This is a genomic window from Bradyrhizobium sp. GW821-FHT13H05, assembly GCF_058804065.1.
Window position 1 is genome coordinate 138327 of the sequence record NZ_JBXAPO010000007.1, and the last position, 16935, is coordinate 155261.

Annotated in this window: 19 protein-coding genes and 1 tRNA gene; 12 read left to right on the forward strand and 8 right to left on the reverse strand. The window is 63.5% G+C overall.

Features of this window, described 5'->3' with window-relative positions; all coding sequences use genetic code 11:
* Positions 1-16: 16 nt before the first annotated feature.
* Genes AC1RR3_RS22360 through AC1RR3_RS22370 form a run of 3 tightly spaced genes read left to right on the forward strand, consistent with a single transcriptional unit; the run spans position 17 to position 2553 of the window.
* Positions 17-682 (forward strand): DUF4166 domain-containing protein, encoded by a 666-nt coding sequence (locus AC1RR3_RS22360; protein WP_492825272.1) that lies wholly within the window; start codon positions 17-19, stop codon positions 680-682.
* Entirely contained in the window at positions 679-2115 is a 1437-nt protein-coding gene (locus AC1RR3_RS22365) for a TIGR01777 family oxidoreductase (protein ID WP_492825273.1), read from the forward strand. Before AC1RR3_RS22360 ends, AC1RR3_RS22365 begins: the two co-directional genes overlap by 4 nt.
* A 9-nt stretch (positions 2116-2124) precedes the next feature.
* Complete coding sequence (locus AC1RR3_RS22370) at positions 2125-2553, forward strand: hypothetical protein (protein ID WP_492825274.1); 429 nt, start codon at positions 2125-2127, stop codon at positions 2551-2553.
* Here AC1RR3_RS22370 and AC1RR3_RS22375 read toward each other — a convergent pair.
* Complete coding sequence (locus tag AC1RR3_RS22375) at positions 2550-3401, reverse strand: LysR family transcriptional regulator (protein WP_492825275.1); 852 nt, start codon at positions 3399-3401, stop codon at positions 2550-2552. The genes AC1RR3_RS22370 and AC1RR3_RS22375 overlap by 4 nt on opposite strands.
* 112 nt (positions 3402-3513) lie before the next feature.
* Between AC1RR3_RS22375 and AC1RR3_RS22380 the strand changes: the two genes are divergently transcribed.
* Positions 3514-3936: a tautomerase family protein gene (locus AC1RR3_RS22380; RefSeq protein WP_492825276.1), complete on the forward strand. Its 423-nt coding sequence runs from the start codon at positions 3514-3516 to the stop codon at positions 3934-3936.
* Between the two features lie 45 nt (positions 3937-3981).
* On the opposite strand, the gene AC1RR3_RS22385 is transcribed toward AC1RR3_RS22380, so the two are convergent.
* Together AC1RR3_RS22385 and lipB are read right to left on the reverse strand one after the other, a co-directional pair.
* Positions 3982-4695, reverse strand: a complete 714-nt coding sequence (locus tag AC1RR3_RS22385; protein ID WP_492825277.1) for a DNA helicase — start codon at positions 4693-4695, stop codon at positions 3982-3984.
* A 183-nt stretch (positions 4696-4878) separates the two neighbouring features.
* Complete coding sequence (gene lipB, locus AC1RR3_RS22390; protein ID WP_492825278.1) at positions 4879-5643, reverse strand: lipoyl(octanoyl) transferase LipB; 765 nt, start codon at positions 5641-5643, stop codon at positions 4879-4881.
* 81 nt (positions 5644-5724) lie between these two features.
* On the opposite strand from lipB, the gene AC1RR3_RS22395 reads away from it, so the two are divergent.
* Positions 5725-5967 (forward strand): FliM/FliN family flagellar motor switch protein, encoded by a 243-nt coding sequence (locus AC1RR3_RS22395; protein WP_011088012.1) that lies wholly within the window; start codon positions 5725-5727, stop codon positions 5965-5967.
* A 159-nt stretch (positions 5968-6126) separates the two neighbouring features.
* A tRNA-Leu gene (locus AC1RR3_RS22400) sits at positions 6127-6211 on the forward strand.
* Positions 6212-6471: 260 nt separating this feature from the next.
* On the opposite strand, the gene AC1RR3_RS22405 is transcribed toward AC1RR3_RS22400, so the two are convergent.
* Entirely contained in the window at positions 6472-7503 is a 1032-nt protein-coding gene (locus AC1RR3_RS22405; protein ID WP_492825279.1) for a GlxA family transcriptional regulator, read from the reverse strand.
* A 54-nt stretch (positions 7504-7557) separates the two neighbouring features.
* On the opposite strand from AC1RR3_RS22405, the gene AC1RR3_RS22410 reads away from it, so the two are divergent.
* From AC1RR3_RS22410 to AC1RR3_RS22420, 3 genes are all read left to right on the forward strand, one after another.
* Complete coding sequence (locus tag AC1RR3_RS22410) at positions 7558-8265, forward strand: DJ-1/PfpI family protein (protein ID WP_492825280.1); 708 nt, start codon at positions 7558-7560, stop codon at positions 8263-8265.
* A 48-nt stretch (positions 8266-8313) separates the two neighbouring features.
* On the forward strand, positions 8314-9645 hold the full coding sequence (locus AC1RR3_RS22415) for an ABC transporter substrate-binding protein (protein WP_492825281.1): 1332 nt from the start codon (positions 8314-8316) through the stop codon (positions 9643-9645).
* Positions 9646-9734: 89 nt separating this feature from the next.
* Positions 9735-10532 carry a creatininase family protein gene (locus AC1RR3_RS22420; protein ID WP_492825282.1) on the forward strand — a complete coding sequence of 266 codons (798 nt, stop codon included), beginning with the start codon at positions 9735-9737 and terminating at the stop codon, positions 10530-10532.
* A gap of 104 nt (positions 10533-10636) precedes the next feature.
* On the opposite strand, the gene AC1RR3_RS22425 is transcribed toward AC1RR3_RS22420, so the two are convergent.
* The gene (locus AC1RR3_RS22425; protein WP_492825283.1) at positions 10637-11575 is read right to left on the reverse strand and encodes a GlxA family transcriptional regulator; all 939 of its coding nucleotides are present in this window, start codon (positions 11573-11575) and stop codon (positions 10637-10639) included.
* A 92-nt stretch (positions 11576-11667) separates the two neighbouring features.
* Between AC1RR3_RS22425 and AC1RR3_RS22430 the strand changes: the two genes are divergently transcribed.
* Both AC1RR3_RS22430 and AC1RR3_RS22435 read left to right on the forward strand, forming a co-directional pair.
* Positions 11668-12354 (forward strand): DJ-1/PfpI family protein, encoded by a 687-nt coding sequence (locus tag AC1RR3_RS22430; protein ID WP_492825284.1) that lies wholly within the window; start codon positions 11668-11670, stop codon positions 12352-12354.
* A gap of 125 nt (positions 12355-12479) precedes the next feature.
* On the forward strand, positions 12480-13682 hold the full coding sequence (locus tag AC1RR3_RS22435; protein WP_492825285.1) for an ABC transporter substrate-binding protein: 1203 nt from the start codon (positions 12480-12482) through the stop codon (positions 13680-13682).
* Positions 13683-13715: 33 nt separating this feature from the next.
* Here AC1RR3_RS22435 and AC1RR3_RS22440 read toward each other — a convergent pair whose 3' ends face one another.
* Entirely contained in the window at positions 13716-13973 is a 258-nt protein-coding gene (locus AC1RR3_RS22440) for a hypothetical protein (protein ID WP_492825286.1), read from the reverse strand.
* 304 nt (positions 13974-14277) lie between these two features.
* Between AC1RR3_RS22440 and AC1RR3_RS22445 the strand changes: the two genes are divergently transcribed.
* Positions 14278-14652: a hypothetical protein gene (locus AC1RR3_RS22445; RefSeq protein ID WP_492825287.1), complete on the forward strand. Its 375-nt coding sequence runs from the start codon at positions 14278-14280 to the stop codon at positions 14650-14652.
* Positions 14653-14655: 3 nt separating this feature from the next.
* Here the strand turns inward: AC1RR3_RS22445 and AC1RR3_RS22450 are convergent, their stop codons facing one another.
* Both AC1RR3_RS22450 and AC1RR3_RS22455 read right to left on the reverse strand, forming a co-directional pair.
* The gene (locus AC1RR3_RS22450) at positions 14656-15957 is read right to left on the reverse strand and encodes a polysaccharide deacetylase family protein (protein ID WP_492825288.1); all 1302 of its coding nucleotides are present in this window, start codon (positions 15955-15957) and stop codon (positions 14656-14658) included.
* Positions 15958-16118: 161 nt separating this feature from the next.
* Positions 16119-16892: a polysaccharide deacetylase family protein gene (locus AC1RR3_RS22455; protein ID WP_492825445.1), complete on the reverse strand. Its 774-nt coding sequence runs from the start codon at positions 16890-16892 to the stop codon at positions 16119-16121.
* Positions 16893-16935: the final 43 nt, after the last annotated feature.

A 16935-nucleotide genomic window follows, 5' to 3' on the forward strand; every position in this document is an offset into this window, starting at 1 on the left:
CGTTGAGGAGGGTGCGATGACGTCGGCTCGATTATCAGGCTCCAGCGCAACGCCCTCCGCTCACATCAAGCTGCTCGACGACCGCCGCTTCCGCGCATTGCTGTCGGACGAGGATTGGGGCCGCCTGCCGCTCGCGACCTGGCGGCGCTTTTCCAAGCGCGTCGCCGACGGCGACAGCGTGGTCTATGTCGGCGTGGTCGACGAGGTCGCCTTCAGCGACATCGGCTGGTGGTTCGCGCAGGCCGCGCGCCTGATCGGCGGGCCGCTGCCGACCGGCCGCGACACCGGCGTGCCCATGATCGTCACGGTCACCGAGGATGGCGGGACCGGCGGCCAGACCTGGACGCGCATCTGCGCGCGCAAGCGCGGCTTTCCGCAGGTGATCCATTCGGCAAAACGTTTTGCGGGGCCGACCGGGCTCGAGGAATATGTCGGATTCGGTGTCTCGATGGCGCTGCGCATCGCGGTCGAAGGACAGGTGCTGACCTTCCGCAGCGCCGGCTATGGGCTCCAGCTCGGACGCTTCTGGATCCCGCTGCCGCAATGGCTCACGCCGGGCGACCTCACGGTGACGCATAGCGATCTCGGCGAGGGCGCCTTCCGCTTCACCCTCGATGTCACTCACCCGCGTTACGGCGCGCTGATCCACCAGTCCGCCATCTTCAGGGAGGCCGTATCATGACGCCGCTGTTGTGGACCCTCATTGCCATCCAGATCGTGATGGGCGTGTTCGATACTTTCTATCACCATGAATTCACCGAGCGGCTGGCCTGGCGCCCGTCGCAGCGTTTCGAGCTGAAGCTGCACGGCATCCGCAACATGGCCTATGCGCTGCTGTTCCTGTTGCTCGGCTGGCTCGAAGTGTACGGCGTGCTGGCGATCCTGATCGTCGCCGTCCTGGTCGCCGAGATCGTCATCACGCTGATGGATTTCGTCGAGGAGGATCTGAGCCGAAAACTGCCGCCGAGCGAGCGCATCAATCACACGCTGCTCGCGATCAACTACGGCGCCATCCTGGTGCTGCTGCTGCCGGTGCTGATCGATTGGGCCATGCAGCCCTTCGGCGTGAGCGTCGTGTATCAGGGCCTGCTCAGCATCGCCGCAACCGCCTGCGCGGTTGGTGCTGCGCTCTGCGGCGTCAGGGATTTTGCGGCGATGCGTCGGCTCGGCCGCATGCGAAGCGTCCCCGCGCACGGACTCGTCGAAAAGCTCCCGGGCCGCAAGACCGTGCTGATATCAGGCGCCACCGGCTTCATCGGCAGCCGCCTTGCGGCGAGCCTCAGCGGGGCAGGGCATCACGTCATCGCGCTGATCCGCAACCCCGCCAAGGCCGAGATGCTGCCGCCGCCGGTGACGCTGATCACCAGCCTCGATCAGCTCGCTTCGGACACGCACATCGACGCCATCGTCAATCTTGCCGGCGAGCCGATCGGCAACGGCCTGTGGACCGAGGCGAAGCGCGCGAAGATCATCAACTCGCGCATCGACATGACCGGCGAGATCGTGAAGCTGATTGCACGGCTCGACCACAAGCCCGAGGTGCTGGTCAGCGGCTCCGCGATCGGCTGGTACGGGTTGTGGGCCGATCAGGTGCTGACGGAGTCGGCGAAGTCCCATGCCTGTTTCAGCCATGAGCTGTGCGCGGCCTGGGAGAAAGCGGCGCGGCCGGCGGAAGAGCTTGGCGTGCGCGTGGTGTACCTGCGCATCGGCCTCGTGCTCGGCACCGAAGGCGGTTTCATCACGCGCATGCTGACGCCGTTCGAGTTCGGTCTCGGCGGCCCGCTCGGAACGGGCAGGCAGTGGATGTCGTGGATCGAGCGTGACGATCTCATTCGCCTGATCGCCTATGTGACGGCGACGCCCGACCTCGCCGGCCCCGTCAACGCGACCGCGCCGATCCCCGTCACCAACGCAAAGTTCACCGAGGAACTCGGCCGCCGTCTGCATCGGCCCGCCGTGTTTCGCATTCCCGGCGGCCTGCTGCGCCGGATCGGCGGCGGCTTTGCCGACGAGCTTTTGCTCGGTGGCCAGCGCGTGCTGCCGAACAAGGCGCTGAGCCGCGGTTTTGTGTTCCGGCACGAGACGTTGCGCAGCGCGTTCGAGGCGATCTTGTGAGGTGATGTCATGTCCTGCGATGCCTGTCCTCGTGCCCTGGATGGCTGGTTTCGGGCGTGCTTGACGGCGGCGGCGACGTTGGGGGCGTTGCCCGTCATTGGAACGATCCTGATGCTTCCATATCGAAGTTTTCTGGAAAGCCTGGGTGCCACGACCGCCCTGATTATGTTTGTCTTGCTGATGTTGGTCCTGACCTGTTTGCTAAGCATGATGCCGGCGGCGCTCGTGATATTGTTTGGCGAGTCATTCCGCATACGCTCCGTACTGTTCTATGCGCCGGGTGGCGGCGCGATTGGAGTCCTGATTGCGGGGCTTGTTTTCGGGACGAGCCTTCCGTTTCGCGTGCTCTTTGGTCTCGCTGGATTCCTCGCTGGAATCGCATATTGGTTTGTCGCGGGCCGATACGCAGGCGAGGAGCGTCGGCGGTCTGAGCGCTAAGCGGCCACACTCCGAAATGTCGCCGCCACCGCACGCAGCGCTGCCAACTTGGCGGGATCGCTGACCTTCGAGTGGAGCATCACCTTTGAGCTGCCAAGCTTCGGCAGCTTGTGCGCCGGCCCGATGTCGACCAACCCCGGAGGTGCAATCCGCCGTGCGAGAGGCGCAATCGCGAGGCCGGCCAGTGCGGCGGCAACCACCGCCGTGACGCCGCCGCCGACAAAGCGCTCGCGCCAGGCGATGCCGGCCTTGTCGAGCGCGCGCACGGCGATGGCGCGGACGCCGCAGGGCGGGGCGAGCGTCGCGAGGGGCAGCGGCTCGCCTTTCGGCAGGGTGAAGCGCCGCGATGCGAACCAGCCGAACTCGTCCTCTGTGAGTTTTTCGCCGCCGCGGCGGCTGCCCTCCTGGCGGACGATCACTGCATCGAGCTGGCCTGCGTCATAGGCATCCTGCATCTCGCGCGAGAAGCCGATGGTGACGGCGAGGGTGAGGTTGGAGGACATCGCGTGCAGGCGTTCCAGCAGCGGCACCAGCTCGGGGCCTGCGGCGTGGTCGGAGATGCCGAGCGAGAGCGACTGCACGGCCGGCGCCTCACCGGACAGCGCGCGGTCATGCGCCGCCATCAGCGCGCGGGCGCGATCGAGGAAGCTCGCGCCATCAGCGGTGAGCCGGACCGCGCGTGGCGAGCGCTCGACGAGGCGTTTTCCCAGCAACGTCTCCAGCCGCTGAAGTTTCAAGCTGACCGCCGCCTGCGTCGTGCCGAGCGCTTCGGCGGCGCGCGTAAAACTCTGGAGGTCGGCGACCAGCAGGAAGGCCTTGATGGTGGCGATGTCGAGTGTTGCTGTCATTATGAATTATTATCACTGGTATCAACAGAGATAAGATACCAAAATGACGAGGGGAGGTCTAGCTTCTCACCAACGCCGCGCACATCGCGCGGGCATCTTGAGGAGAACGATCATGCCCCTGATCACCGTGTCCTATACGTCTTCCCGCCAGTCGCCGTCGCTGAAGGCCGACATCGCCAGCGCCGTGTCGGAGCTCACCGCAAAGATCCTGCACAAGGATCCCAAGGTGACCGCCATCATCGTGAAGTCTGTCGAGGCGAGCGATTGGTTTGCGGGCGGCAAGTCACTCGCCGAGCAGAAGCTTGCCAGCTACTGGATCGACATCCACATCACCGAAGGCACCAATACCAAGGACGAGAAGGCGGCCTATCTCGCCGCGATGTTCAAGCGCATGGCCGAGATTCTGGGCCCGCTGCATCCGGAGACCTATCTGCATGTCGACGAGGTCAAGGGCGATGCCTACGGCTTTGGCGGCCTGACCCAGGAGCGACGCTACATCGCCGGCAAGCTCGAGATGTCGCTGAAGGCTGCGTGATGTTGCAGGCCGCGGGTGAACAATCTCACCCGCGGCCTGACGCTCTCAGCTAGCTGCGCCGAACTGGACTTCGGCGTTGTTGATGAAGCACGTCTTGTCGAACAGCTTCAGGTCCAGCGGGTTCGGCAGGCGGACATCGCTAAGATCGGGGCAGGGCTTGGCCGAGGGATCATAGGACCGGTCGATCTGCGAGATGAAGACGACAATCAGCCCCTTGTCACGCGCAAAGGATTTCAGCGCGCGGACCTGAACGGTCAGATCAGGGTTTTCCCGCCTCTGGTCGAGCAATTGCAGATAGTCGATCACCACGAACGTTCCGCGTGGTGCAGCGGCCATTTGCTTCACGACGTAATCGGCGCTGATGGCGTCGGAGCAATCGACCTCGAACAGCTTGTCGAATTGCGCCGGCTCCGCGCCGATCGCCCGCAGGCGATCCAGCACGTCTTTCTCGGTGTATTCGAGCGAGAAGAACGCGGCTCGGCTTCCCGACTTCATGGCCTCCACGGCAAGTTCGAGGCTCATCAGTGTCTTGCCCTGGCCGGGGCGTGCCCCGACCAGCACCAGATCGCCGGGTTTGAATTGCGGAAACAGCCTGTTCGCCGGCGTTACTGCCGCGGCCTTCGCTGCAAGCATACTCCAGGCGGAAAAGCCTTCCGTCGTGGCGATGCGGTCAAGCGCAGCGTGGAGCGGAATGCCTTCCTCGCGGGACAGGCGCTTCGCCTTGCGCTTGAGATGATAGATGGGCGCAGAGAGTCTCATCGTCTAAACCTCCCATTGCGAGCATGATCGCAACCCCTCCTTATGCCTGGCGCTCGAACAGTCGGTCCGATGATCGTTCGCCCGGCATGAGGTCTGCTTTCCCGGCGGAGGGGGGAGGCGTGGGCGTTACCGGACGCAAGCGTAACCGATTCTGCGCCGGGCGGAGAACAGGCGCGGTCGGACTCAAACAGAAAAGTGCTGGACAGCCGCTTCCGGCACCAACGCTCTTGTCGGCCCGAACAGCTCCTCGAACGCCTGCCGGAGCGCGACGTCGACGTCGGCCATGGTCAGGAGCTGGCCGAGGTCGACCAGCGACGTCACGCCATAGCGGGGATCGGCGACGCCGCAGGGCACGATGCCGGCGAAATGCGACAGTTCCGGCTCGACATTGATGGCGATGCCGTGGAACGACACCCAGCGCTTCAGCCGCACGCCGATCGCGGCAATCTTGTCCTCATAGTCGGGCCCCTTGTCCGGCCGCTTCACCCAGACGCCGACCCGGTCCTCGCGCCGCTCGCCGCGGACGTTGAAGGCGGCAAGCGTGCGCAGAATCAGCTCCTCAAGGCTCGCGACATAGGCCCTCACGTCGGGCCGGCGGCGCTTGAGGTCGAGCATGATGTAGGCCACCCGCTGGCCGGGCCCGTGATAGGTGACCTGCCCACCGCGCCCGGTGGCAAAGGTCGGGAATCGGGGATCGAGCAGGTCCGAGTCCTTGCCGGAGGTGCCCGAAGTATAGAGCGGGGGATGTTCGAGCAGCCAGACCAGCTCCGGGGCCTCGCCCGCCGCGATTTGAGCTACGCGCGCCTCCATGGCGGCCACGGCCTCCGGATACGGTACCGGAGCGCCCGAGATCCGCCATTCGACGGGTTCGCCGCTGGAGGCGGAAAACGACGTCAAATCGAGGTCTTGACGCTGGTCTTGGCGGGGGTTTTGGGGCGAATTAACCATTGGCTAACCATAACCGGGTGATGATCGCAGGCGCAAATACCAAGTCCCTAGTCCTAGTCCCAAGTTGCAGTGGTGCTGACAGTGCCTACACTCGACAAAGTCACCGTGGATCTCATGGTCGTCCTCGGGACGACCACCATGCCGATCCATCAAGTATTACGTCTTTCCCGCGGCGCCATCATCGAGCTGGACGCAACCGAGGCCGACGAGGTCAAGGTTTTGGCCAATAACCTGCCAGTCGCCTCCGGCGTCGTGCTGGTCGACCGCAATCGGATCGCGGTCGAGGTCAAGCAGATGCTGCCGCGCACGCCCGGCACGCGGTAAGGCCGGACACCCGATAGGGCCGATCCGGGCAGGGGTTCGAACTTTCCTGCCAAGCTTGTGGAATTCGAGGCCCTTGCAGGCTTGTATCCCTCTGATGGATTTGTTAGATCGGCGACCGCTGATCCGGCCAGCCGAACGACCTCAGGCCGGTATCTCCTTGCGCTCGTGGCGGAATTGGTAGACGCGCTGCCTTGAGGTGGCAGTGGGTAACACCGTGGGGGTTCGAGTCCCTCCGAGCGCACCACCTCTCAAAAACATATCTGAAACTGATTTGGTTGCTGGGCCAAATGGGGGCGTGTCCCCGCGGCTCAAGCTTTGGCCGGTGCGCCGACTGAAAGACTTGCCCTATGCCGAAAGACATCGGTGGACGGCTGCGGCAAGGACATAAGTATTGCCCACAACCAGCGGAGGTCGCCGAGGGGGCCAATCTCGCGCAAGGCACCTTCAAGGCACCGGTCGGCGACAATCGCGTCTTCGACCGCTGGCTCGGAAAACAACCTTCGATCAATGGCCGGCCTGCCGTGCCTTCTCATTGCCGTTGTGGAACCTCAGTCGATATTCATGAGGCAGAACGTTCAATCGCCGGCGGAATGCGCGGCGCAGATGCTCCTCGCTTTGGAAGCCAGAGCTCGCGGCGACTTCCTTGAGGCAGACGCTCGAATCTTCAAGAGCTCTGCGAGCCGCTTCGAGGCGGAACTCTTCGACGGCTTTGCCGGGCGATTTGCCGGTCTTCTGTCTAAAGACGCGAGCAAAAGTGCGAGGGGTCATTCCGGCTTTTTCAGCGAGACGTTCGACGCGCAGATCGCGCCGAAGGTTGCCTTGTATCCAGGCTGATATTTCCTCGAAAACCCTGCCTTCCGAGGATTGAACGCGCAAAGGCGCACTGAATTGGGCTTGTCCTCCAGGCCGCTTGAGAAAGACGACCATGCGCCGCGCCACACGCATCGCCTCACGATGCCCCACGTCTTCTTCGATCAATCTGAGAGCCAGATCGATACCGGCCGTAACGCCTGCAGACGTCCAGACCTGTCCGTCCTGAATAAAAACGGGGTCGATCTCAACGGACACGTCCTGATGCATTTTGCTCAGGAGGTCACAAGAGCTCCAATGCGTCACGGCCCGACGACCGCTCAGTAGACCCGCCGCGGCCAACACGAATGTGCCGGTGCAAACAGAGCAAACACGCCTGACGTGCGGCGCGACGTTCGCGAACCAGTTGGTCAGTTTGGACTCGGCGGCGGCACGATGCACGCCGGGACCGCCGCCGATAATGATCGTGTCGATATTCTTTGGGTCACAGTCGGCCAACGCTGTGGTCGATACGTCCAGGCCAGCTGATGTCCGGATCATGCCCCCGCCGACGGAGCAAAACTGCCATGCATAGGGAGGGTCGCTTGTTGAGTTTTCACAAGCGAGTTCAAAGGCCTGCATGGGCCCGACGAAGTCGAGCATGAGGCAATCCTCGAACAGCACGAAGACGAGGCGGCGTACAGGCTGCATAGGGGGGCCTGGCAGGAATTGCTTGTAGAATGACATTTCGGCAAAGTTTGCCTTCTGTCAACCTCGCTTCGTTCCAGCGCGAGGCGACCAATGTCCAGCAAACCAATCGAGATCGGAATCGTATTCTTTCCCGGGATGACTCAGCTTGATGTCACCGGACCATTCGAGGTCTTGGCCCGATTGCCAAACGCCCGCGTTCATCTTCTGTGGAAGCGCATCGAGCCGGTGATCAGCGATGTCGGTCTTCCCGTGATGCCCACGACGACATTCGCCGATTGCCCGGATCTCGATGTCTTCTGCATCGGCGGGGGGCCTGGCATGGTCTCCATGATGGACGACGAAGAGCTGATTTCTTTCGTCCGCGCGAAGGGTGGATCTGCTCGCTACGTCACGTCAGTCTGTGCCGGCAGTCTCATCCTCGGAGCCGCAGGCCTCATTACCGGATACAAGTCTGCGTGCCACTGGTTGATGCGGGACATGCTGTCTTCCTTCGGCGCGATCGGCGTTGATGATCGCGTCGTGGTCGATCGCAACCGCATCTCTGGTGGCGGAGTGACTGCGGGTATCGACTTTGGCTTCTTGGTCGCGGCAAAGCTGTGCGGCGAGGATGTCGCCAAGCGCATTCAGCTGTTCATTGAATATCAGCCAGAGCCGCCGTTCAATCTCACGGTTCAGAATGCGCCTCCGGCGCTTCTGAAAGAGATCAGGGCGAACTCCGCCGGCTGGCTGCGGCTGCGCCGGGAAGCTGTTGACAGGGCGGCCAGCAAGCTCGGGGCCAGCGACACGGCTCCCGTCTAACTCCTGGAAGGCGTGGGCCTCCCAACTTATGGCGCTCTACGGAGCAGGATGGCGCGCCGTTTTTCAACGCCGAGCTGTCTTTACAGCAATGCAAGTCTCGCTCAGGGGCAAGAACTCATGAATCGTCGTCGGATGTGGAATATCACGCTAACGTCTTGTCTTGCGAAAAGCGCGCAAGCGTCGATGATCGCGGCTGCGCTGCTCTTCGTCCGACCCATGGACGCTCCAGCAATCGCTGGCGAGATTTCGGGCGGCGTGATCCGAATTGGCGTCATCAATGACCAGGCTGGCCCGCTATCCGACTCGAATGGGCAGGGGTCGGTGCGAGCGGCGCGTCTTGCCGTCGAAGATTTCCAGAAAACCAATCCCTCGCTCAAGGTCGATATTGTATCGGCGGACCATCAGAACAAGGCGGACATCGGTGCCGGCATCGTGCGAAAGTGGTTCGACGTCGATGGCGTCGATATGGCGATCGACGTTGGCAACTCGGCAGTCGGTCTGGCAATTCAATCGATTGCTCGAGACAGGAATAGGATCGTTATCTATACGTCGGTCGCTACGACCGAACTGAATGGCAAGCAATGCGCCAAAACCGGGCTGGCTTGGCTGCACGATTCCTACAACCTCGTCGCGGGTCAAATTCGGGCATTGGTGGCCGAGGGATTCGATACCTGGTTCTTCATCGCCGCGGACTACGCATTCGGCAAGAACATGGTGATGGAGTCGCAGCGAGCACTCGCGGCTTCGGGCGGCAAGTCTCTCGGTGCCGTATTCCATCCGATCGGCAATGCTGATTACAGCTCATTCCTGCTGCAGGCTCAGGCGTCAAAGGCCAAGATCGTCGCTTTCGCAAATGCCGGCGAGCAACTTGTGACCTCGATGAAGCAGTGGAATGAGTTCGGCATGGGCACGGGTCAAAAACCAGTTGCTGAACTGATGTTCATTACCGATGTGCACGCCATGACGCCCGCTACCAGCAAGGGCCTTACGTCGTTGACAGGCTGGTACTGGGCTCGCAACGAAGACACCAGGGCATTTTCGCAACGCTTCTTCAAGCTGCATGGCGCGATGCCAACCGAGCCACAGGCGGCCGTTTATTCCGGCGTGTTGCATTATTTGAGGTCGGTTGCTGCCGCCGACACGGATGCAACCGATGCGGTGTTGGACAAGATGCGCTCGACACCGGTCGATGATTTCTACGCGAAGGGCGCGAAGATCCGTGAGGATGGCAAGCTCGTTCACGACTTCTACCTGGTACAGGTCAAGGATCCCTCCGAAGTGAAGGCTGCTTGGGAGTACTACAACATCCTCAAGACGGTGCCAGGAGAGGAGGCGTTCTCGCCCTTGGCGGAGAGCGAGTGCCCGTTGGTGAAAAAGTAGGCTGAGGCGAGAACTCCAAGTGATCGCTCGCTGCGGCTCACGAGAGAGTCCGCGACCACGCGAGACTTGGACGATGGCTTGGAAGGGTGATGGAAGTGGCCGAGTTCTGCTGGAACCGTCTGAAGGCCGGTGCGCTATGCGAGCTGGCATCCAGAGACGCGATCGTCTTGTTGCCGGTCGCCTCGACAGAACAGCACGGGCCGCATCTTCCAACCGGCGTCGACGACATGCTTGTGACGGCGGTGTGCCACCGTACGGCGCGTTTGATCGCACCTGTTCCGGTCGTGGTGACGCCCACCGTTTGGTGTGGCCTTGCGGATCATCATGTGCCGTTTGGCGGCACCTTCTCCTTATCCCTTCCTGCCTATCACGCACTGTTGCGCGACCTGTGCCGATCGATCCTCGCCGCGGGTTTCAGGAAAATCGTGCTCGTCAATGGTCACGCGGGCAACATTACCGGTCTGGCCGCGATCGCAGCGGAGATGACGCGTGAACTGAACGCCCAGATCGCGACTGCAACCTACTTCATGCTCGCTCTCGATGAGATCTCGGCGATCCTGGAAGACCAGAACGGCCTGATGCACGCTTGCGAGGCGGAGACGTCAATGATGATGGCGGTGTCACCCGAACTTGTCGATGAGGCACGATTCTCGGAGGCCAATGGTCCTCCGTTCGACGTCCAGGCGTCGCTGATTCCCGGTCTCAAGCGGTTCGTCCCATTCCACGAGGTTTCAATCTCGGGAGTTGCCGGCGATGCAAGGCGTAGCTCTCGAGCGAAGGGCGAGACCCTGCTCACGGCTTGCGCCGAAGCGTTGGCGCAGAATCTGAGAGCAGGAGAGCCGTGGCTGGCGGCGAAGTTTCCGTCGCCCGTCGCCCGTCGTCCGTGAATAGTGAAGGGGGACGATGACTGCTGAACATCCCCGGGTTGTCGGCGCCGGCGTCAAGTGGTTTTGTGGTTCAGCTCAATTCGCGCGGATGTCTGCGCCTCTCCTCACGCACTCCGCGCCGAGCGCCGCAGCGACTGCGGCGGCTGGCCGAAGGCGCGGATGAAGGCTCGGCGCATCCGCTCGGGGTCGCGAAACCCGGTGGATTGCGCGACGCGCTCGATCGCTTCGCCCGAGGACTGCACCCGCTCGCGCGCAACCTCGACCCGCAATCGCTCGACGGCCTTGGTCGGCGTTGAGCCGGTTTCGGCGATGAAGGAGCGCACGAAATGCCGCGCGCTCAATCCCGCGCGTTCGGCCAGCGCGTCGACGGTGAGCTGCGCGTCCAGGTTCTCGCGCACCCAGGACAGCAAGCTGCCGAAGCGGCCGTTCGGCGGCTTGAGTTCGAGCAAGGTCGAGAACTGCGATTGCCCGCCGCCGCGGCGCTGATAGAGCACCAGCTGCCGCGCGGCTGCTTGTGAAACCTCCTCACCGTGATCCTCGCCAATCATGGCGAGCGCGAGATCTATCCCGGCGGTGATGCCCGCCGATGTCCAGACACGATCGTCCCGGATGAAGATCTGGTCCGGCTCGAGCCTGACATTTGGATAGCGTCCGGTGAAGTCGCGTGTGCAGGACCAGTGCGTGGTCGCGCAGCGGCCATCCAGGATGCCGGCCTCGGCCAGCAGGTAGGCGCCATTGCAAACACTGGCCATGCGCACGCCGCGCTTCGCCAGTCTCTGAATGAAGGCGATCGTCGTCTTGCAGCGCGTGGCTGCTTCCACGCCTTCGCCGCCTGCAACGAGCAGCGTCGTGACGGAGCTCGCCGCGCGCAAGCTGCGCGCCAGCATCTCGGTGCCCGACGAGCTGCGCACGGCGCCGGCCCTGGTCGCGACCGTGATCACTTGCGGCGCATGCGGCACGTGACGTCTTGCGATCTCGAACACCGAGATCGGGCCCGCCGCGTCCAACAACTGGAATTCGGGAAAGATCAGGAAGCCGATCATGGACGCGTCCAATAATGAGGGAAATACGCCGTTTCCGACCTCAAGGCCAACATGGCAGGCTGCAGCCGTCAAGCGCGATGTCGAGGTTGGTCATGTCGGGTCCGTTGCAGATCGGTCTTCTGGTTTTTCCCCGCGTCACCCAGCTCGATCTCACCGGTCCCGCGCAGGTGTTCTCCAGCCTGCCTGATGTGACCGTGCATCTGATCTGGAAACGTATCGAGCCGATACGAAGCGATTCCGTGATCATGCTGACGCCGACCGTCACCTTTGCCGATTGCCCGCAGCTCGACGTGATCTGCGTGCCCGGCGGCTATGGCACCGACGAGCTGATGCTCGACGAGGAGGTTCTGGCGTTTCTGCGCAGGCAGGAGAGGGGCGCCAAATACGTTACGTCGGTCTGCACCGGCTCGCTCGTGCTTGGCGCCGCCGGCCTGCTGGACGGGTATCGCGCGGCGACGCACTGGACCGCCATCGATGCATTGCCGTTCTTCGGCGCCTCGGTGTCGCGGGAGAGGGTCTGCGTCGATCGCAATCGCATCACGGGCGGCGGCATCACCGCCGGGATCGATTTTGCGCTCACCCTGGTCTCGATGCTGCGCGGCCGTGCGGCCGCCGAGATGATCCAGCTGCGCATGGAATACAATCCGGCGCCGCCGTTCGAGGCCGGCTCGCCGGACACGGCGCCGGCTGCGATCGTCGCGGCGATGAAGGAACGCGTTGCGCCGGCGCAGGCGCGGCGGCTGGAGTTCGTCAGGAAGGCCGTCGGCCGGCAAGGATAGCGCGGCGGTCGGGGACAATCATCGCCGACATGCGTCGCGATGCTGGAGCGGAGGGGGCAATGGCGCCTTGTCGTGTTGAAAAGTTACACTCGTGGCACAGCCGGCTTGGCCGTTTGACTTTCTGCGTGATCCTGGCGCTGGGTCCGGTCGCGCTCACGGAGCGGAGCGCGGCCGCCGACTTCTCCGGCGGAGTGGTCAGGATCGGCATCATCAATGATCAGGGCGGACCCTTGTCGGACCTGGCCGGACCCGGCTCCGTCGTTGCTGCGAAGATGGCCGTCGAGGATTTCCAGCGGGCGACGCCGGGGCTGAAGGTCGACATCGTCGTCGCCGACCATCAGAACAAGCCGGATATCGGCGCCCAGATCGTCCGCAAATGGTTCGACGTCGATGGTGTCGACATGGTGGCCGATGTCGGCAACTCGGCGGTGGCGCTCGCCATCCAGTCGATCGCGCGCGACAAGAACAGGATTGTCATCTACTCGGCCGTCGGCACCACCGATATCGGCGGCAAGCAATGTTCGCGCACCGGCCTGATGTGGCTGCACGACAATTATAACCTCGTCGCCGGATCGGTTCGCAGGCTGGTGTCGCAGGGCTACGACAGCTGGTTCTTCATCGCTGCCGATTACGCGTTCGGACGCAACATGGTGGAGGTGTCGCAGCGCGTGCTTGCCGCGACCGGCGCCAAGTCGCTTGGTACGGTGTTTCACCCGCTCGGGAACGCCGACTACAGCTCGTTCCTGCTGCAGGCCCAGGCCTCGAAGGCCAAGGTGGTCGCCTTCGCCAACGCCGGTGAGCAGCTCGTGACCTCGATGAAGCAATGGAACGAGTTCGGAATGAATACGGGGGCGCAGAAGCCGGTCGCCGAGCTGATGTTCCTGACCGACGTGCACGCCATGGGTGTCGAAACGGCCAAGGGGCTGACCACGGTCACGGCCTGGTACTGGAATCTGAACGAGGAGACGCGTGCCTTCGCCGAGAGGTTCTTCAAGCTGCACAAGGCGATGCCGACCGCGCCGCAGGCCGCCGTCTACTCCGCCGTGTTGCACTACCTGAAGGCGGCGGCAGCGGCCGGAACGGACGAGACCGGTGCCGTCCTGGAGAAAATGCGTGCGATGCCGGTGGACGATTTCTATGCGCGAGGGGCACGGCTGCGCGCCGACAACAAGCTGGTGCACGATTTCTATCTGGTCGAGGTCAAGCAGCCCGCGGAGGTCAAGACGCCCTGGGACTACTACAAGGTCGTCGAGAAGATCCCCGCCGAAGACGCCTTTCTCCCCCTGAGCCAAAGTGAGTGTCCGTTGCTCAAGGCCTCCGGAAACTAGCGTCGGCTGGGGGCGAGGCCAAAGCAGGGCTTCTCAGCCATATTCCTCGCCGATGCCGTATTCCCGGTAGATCTCCAGCGGATCGACATCCGGAAACAGGCGGCACTTGGCCTGGGCGAGGTGCAGGCTCACCGCCGCCGGCTCCTTGCCGCTGGAGAGCATCTTGCGGATGTCGTCCATATGCGCGCTCGGCTGGTGCTTCGGCGCGAGCTGCTCCAGCGCGACCAGCGCGGTCGCGAGGGCCTCGGTCAGAACCCAGTCGTCGTGGCCCGTGATTCCCTTTTTCGGCATCGGCAGACCCCACATGTGGCGCCGGATCAGTCTATCGCGACTTCAGCCAAATCTCCATTGAGCCGTTGCCAGGCGCCCGCGCGTGGAACAGAGCGGTCGGTCTGGCCCGGCTTGCATTATGGCCGCGCGTGGCTAAAAGACGGCAATTGCGCGGACGATGGTATCTTTGTTGAAACAAAGTTGGCGTAGACGGGCCTCGCGCGGCGTTCAGGTCGGCTGTTCCGGCCTGTGATCCGCATCCCCCAACTCTCGGAAGCCGAACGGTCGTAACGCCCAAGTCGTACCGCTCAAGGCTGGAGCCAGCATGGTCTTTCTAAGCTTCGTCTACCGCTTCGTGACCAACTTCGCGTTCATGGCGATGGTCTATTTCAGCCTGAACTTCATGGAGAAGTACCAGAACCGGGCGATCATCGCGATCCTGGTGCTGGTCTATGCCGGCATGCGCGCGGCCTCGACGCTGCGTGCGTTCTACTTCTTCCAGAAGATCGAGAAGCTTGAGGCCGAGACGAAGCGCCTGCAGGCCCCGATCAATGACGGCTCCGGTGGAACCAATGCGCGCAGGCAGGTCGTCGCCGACGTTGCGCGGCTGCGCCGCGACGGCGAGCTCAAGTCCTACATGGACCTGTTCTTCCTGGCGCTGATCGTGCTGCTCTGCGTCGCCGCCATCATGCGGCAGTAAAGTTTACTGCGCGCGCTTCTTCAGGCTGGCCACGCGGGTCGGATGCGGCGTAGCGCCCTTTGGGGCGGCGCTCTTGGACGCAGTGCCCTTGGCCTGCGCGGCCTGCTTCGGCGTGGCGTGGGCAGCGTGTGCGGTCCGGGAGGCGTGTGACGCACGGGCCTTGATGCTTCCAGACTTGCCCTTGGCAGCACGCGGCGTCTCGGCCGCCATCGCCAGCCGCGTCGCGGCGCGCCGCGACAAGGTCGTGGACAGCAGCACCTCGACCGAGCCCTCGGGGATCGCGAACAGATCGCGGCCGGGCGCGGCGAGGGTGGATGCGATATCCACCTGCGCCCTGGTCCGGCGCGGCAGCAGCGGCTGATGCCCGGTCTGCGCATTGAGATCGGCCAGCGAGGGCGCCGGCATCGTCCTGGTCTGCGTGAACACGAAATTCGGCACAGCCGGCCAGCGTGCGATCGGCGTCGTCTCGGTCGGCGGATGCAACAGCCACTCCACCGCCGTGGTCGGCGTCGCCGGCTGGTCGGCGGTTGCGGGCACCACGTGCACGATGCGATAGCCGCGTGCCTTGAGGTCGCGGATGATCCTGGGCAGCGCCGCAACCGTCCGCGCCTGGATGTCGTGCAGCAGCAAAATGCCCTTGCCCTTGGCCTCCAGCCGCTGGATCGCGAGCTGGTAGACGCGGTCGGACGAGACGTGGCGCCAGTCGTCGGCGGGGAAGTCGGCGCTCCAGACCTGGATGCCGCGCGAGATCAAATAGTTCTCGACGCCCTCGGCGCGCATCAGGCCGGGAATGCGGAAGAACGGTGCGAGCTGCTTCGACGGATCGGTCATTGCGGCCGAGGTCCATTCGATGCCGCCATTGATCTCGGGCTCGAACTTCTCAATCGGCATCCGGTCGAACGTCAGCGGATGGTTCATGCTGTGCGTGCCGACGGTGTGGCCCGCCGCCACCAGCTTGCGGACGCCTTCGGGGTTCGCCTTGGCCTGCTGCCCGATGATGAAGAACGTCGCCTTGATGCACTCGTCGTCGAGCATCTTGAGGATCTGGTTGGAATATTTCGGCAGCGGACCGTCGTCGAAGGTCAGGACCACTTCGTGATCCCTAAGCGGCAGCGTCTCGCGGTACTGCATGGTACCGATGCGCGGATGCTCGCGCGGATCGACCACGAGGGTGCGGGAGGTGCCGAGCGCGCCGGGATGGCCGGGGCAGTCGGCCGCGCGCGCCGCCGGTGTGCCGAGGGTCAGCAATCCCAGACAGAGGACGATCCACGATCGCGTCCGAACAACAACGCTACTTCCGATCATGAACCCCGTCTGCCCTCATACGCGATGACCGCCATAGTAGGTCGGAGCCGCCCAAAAACGGTTCAGGCGCAATACCCCCTTCATCTTTGCATGGCGTATCATGAACGGATTGTTAATAGGGCCCGGATCACCCCATTTTGCGCCGGCGTGACATTCCGGCATCAACGGGTGTCGGCGTTTTTCTGTGATGTGCCCGCCGGAACCACGTGAACCACGCGAAAACCGTTCTCCCTCAGATACCGCAGGAAGGCCGGCATGATCGCGGCCGTGCGCGCCTTGGGATCGTGGAACAGGATGATACCCTTGCCGGCGGCGGCGAGGCGCTCGGTAATGAGCTTCAACTCCTGCTCCGGCGTCATCTCGTTCCAGTCGCTGGCCCACAAATCGGCCCCGAACACGACGATGCCGCGCGACTGCAGCAGGTCGAGCTCGGCCTGCGTGGATTCGAAATAGGGGAAGCGGAAAAACGGCGTCGAAGGTGTCGTCGTCGAGGTGCCGTGCAGCGCCATCTCGTCGGCCGCGATGCCGCGGTCGATCTCGCTCTTCGCCTTGTCGAACGGGATCCGCGCCATGAACGGGTGCGACCAGGTGTGGTGGCCGATGGTGTGGCCCTCGCGCGCGATGCGCTTGACCATGTCGGGATGCTCTGAGGCGTGCAGGCCGATCAGGAAGAAGGTCGCACGCACGCATTCCTGCGCCAGCGCCGCCAGCACCTTCGACGTCGTCGGTGGATGCGGGCCGTCGTCGAAGGTCAGCACGACCTCGTGATCGGCCAGCGGCAACGTCTGCGGAAAGCTCTTCAGGCCCACGCGCGGCGTGGTCTTGGCGTCGACGCTCAGGATGCGCGAGGTGCCGAGCGCGTCCTTGCGCGGGCACTCGGCGGCCACGGCCGAGGCGATGCCGCTGAGGGCCGCGAGGACCGCAGCCAGCGACATCGAGGTCCACCTCAGTCCGAGCATCTTTAACCCAAGCATCTTT

Coding starts and splice junctions, on each gene's coding strand:
- AC1RR3_RS22445 (WP_492825287.1), top strand. CDS start 14,278: ATGGTCTTTCTAAGCTTCGTCTACCGCTTCGTGACCAACTTCGCGTTC.
- AC1RR3_RS22430 (WP_492825284.1), top strand. CDS start 11,668: ATGTCGGGTCCGTTGCAGATCGGTCTTCTGGTTTTTCCCCGCGTCACC.
- AC1RR3_RS22405 (WP_492825279.1), bottom strand. CDS start 7,503: ATGTCATTCTACAAGCAATTCCTGCCAGGCCCCCCTATGCAGCCTGTA.
- AC1RR3_RS22415 (WP_492825281.1), top strand. CDS start 8,314: ATGGCGCGCCGTTTTTCAACGCCGAGCTGTCTTTACAGCAATGCAAGT.
- lipB (WP_492825278.1), bottom strand. CDS start 5,643: ATGGTTAATTCGCCCCAAAACCCCCGCCAAGACCAGCGTCAAGACCTC.
- AC1RR3_RS22420 (WP_492825282.1), top strand. CDS start 9,735: ATGGAAGTGGCCGAGTTCTGCTGGAACCGTCTGAAGGCCGGTGCGCTA.
- AC1RR3_RS22380 (WP_492825276.1), top strand. CDS start 3,514: ATGCCCCTGATCACCGTGTCCTATACGTCTTCCCGCCAGTCGCCGTCG.
- AC1RR3_RS22375 (WP_492825275.1), bottom strand. CDS start 3,401: ATGACAGCAACACTCGACATCGCCACCATCAAGGCCTTCCTGCTGGTC.
- AC1RR3_RS22360 (WP_492825272.1), top strand. CDS start 17: ATGACGTCGGCTCGATTATCAGGCTCCAGCGCAACGCCCTCCGCTCAC.
- AC1RR3_RS22410 (WP_492825280.1), top strand. CDS start 7,558: ATGTCCAGCAAACCAATCGAGATCGGAATCGTATTCTTTCCCGGGATG.
- AC1RR3_RS22370 (WP_492825274.1), top strand. CDS start 2,125: ATGTCCTGCGATGCCTGTCCTCGTGCCCTGGATGGCTGGTTTCGGGCG.
- AC1RR3_RS22440 (WP_492825286.1), bottom strand. CDS start 13,973: ATGCCGAAAAAGGGAATCACGGGCCACGACGACTGGGTTCTGACCGAG.
- AC1RR3_RS22450 (WP_492825288.1), bottom strand. CDS start 15,957: ATGATCGGAAGTAGCGTTGTTGTTCGGACGCGATCGTGGATCGTCCTC.
- AC1RR3_RS22365 (WP_492825273.1), top strand. CDS start 679: ATGACGCCGCTGTTGTGGACCCTCATTGCCATCCAGATCGTGATGGGC.
- AC1RR3_RS22385 (WP_492825277.1), bottom strand. CDS start 4,695: ATGAGACTCTCTGCGCCCATCTATCATCTCAAGCGCAAGGCGAAGCGC.
- AC1RR3_RS22425 (WP_492825283.1), bottom strand. CDS start 11,575: ATGATCGGCTTCCTGATCTTTCCCGAATTCCAGTTGTTGGACGCGGCG.
- AC1RR3_RS22455 (WP_492825445.1), bottom strand. CDS start 16,892: ATGTCGCTGGCTGCGGTCCTCGCGGCCCTCAGCGGCATCGCCTCGGCC.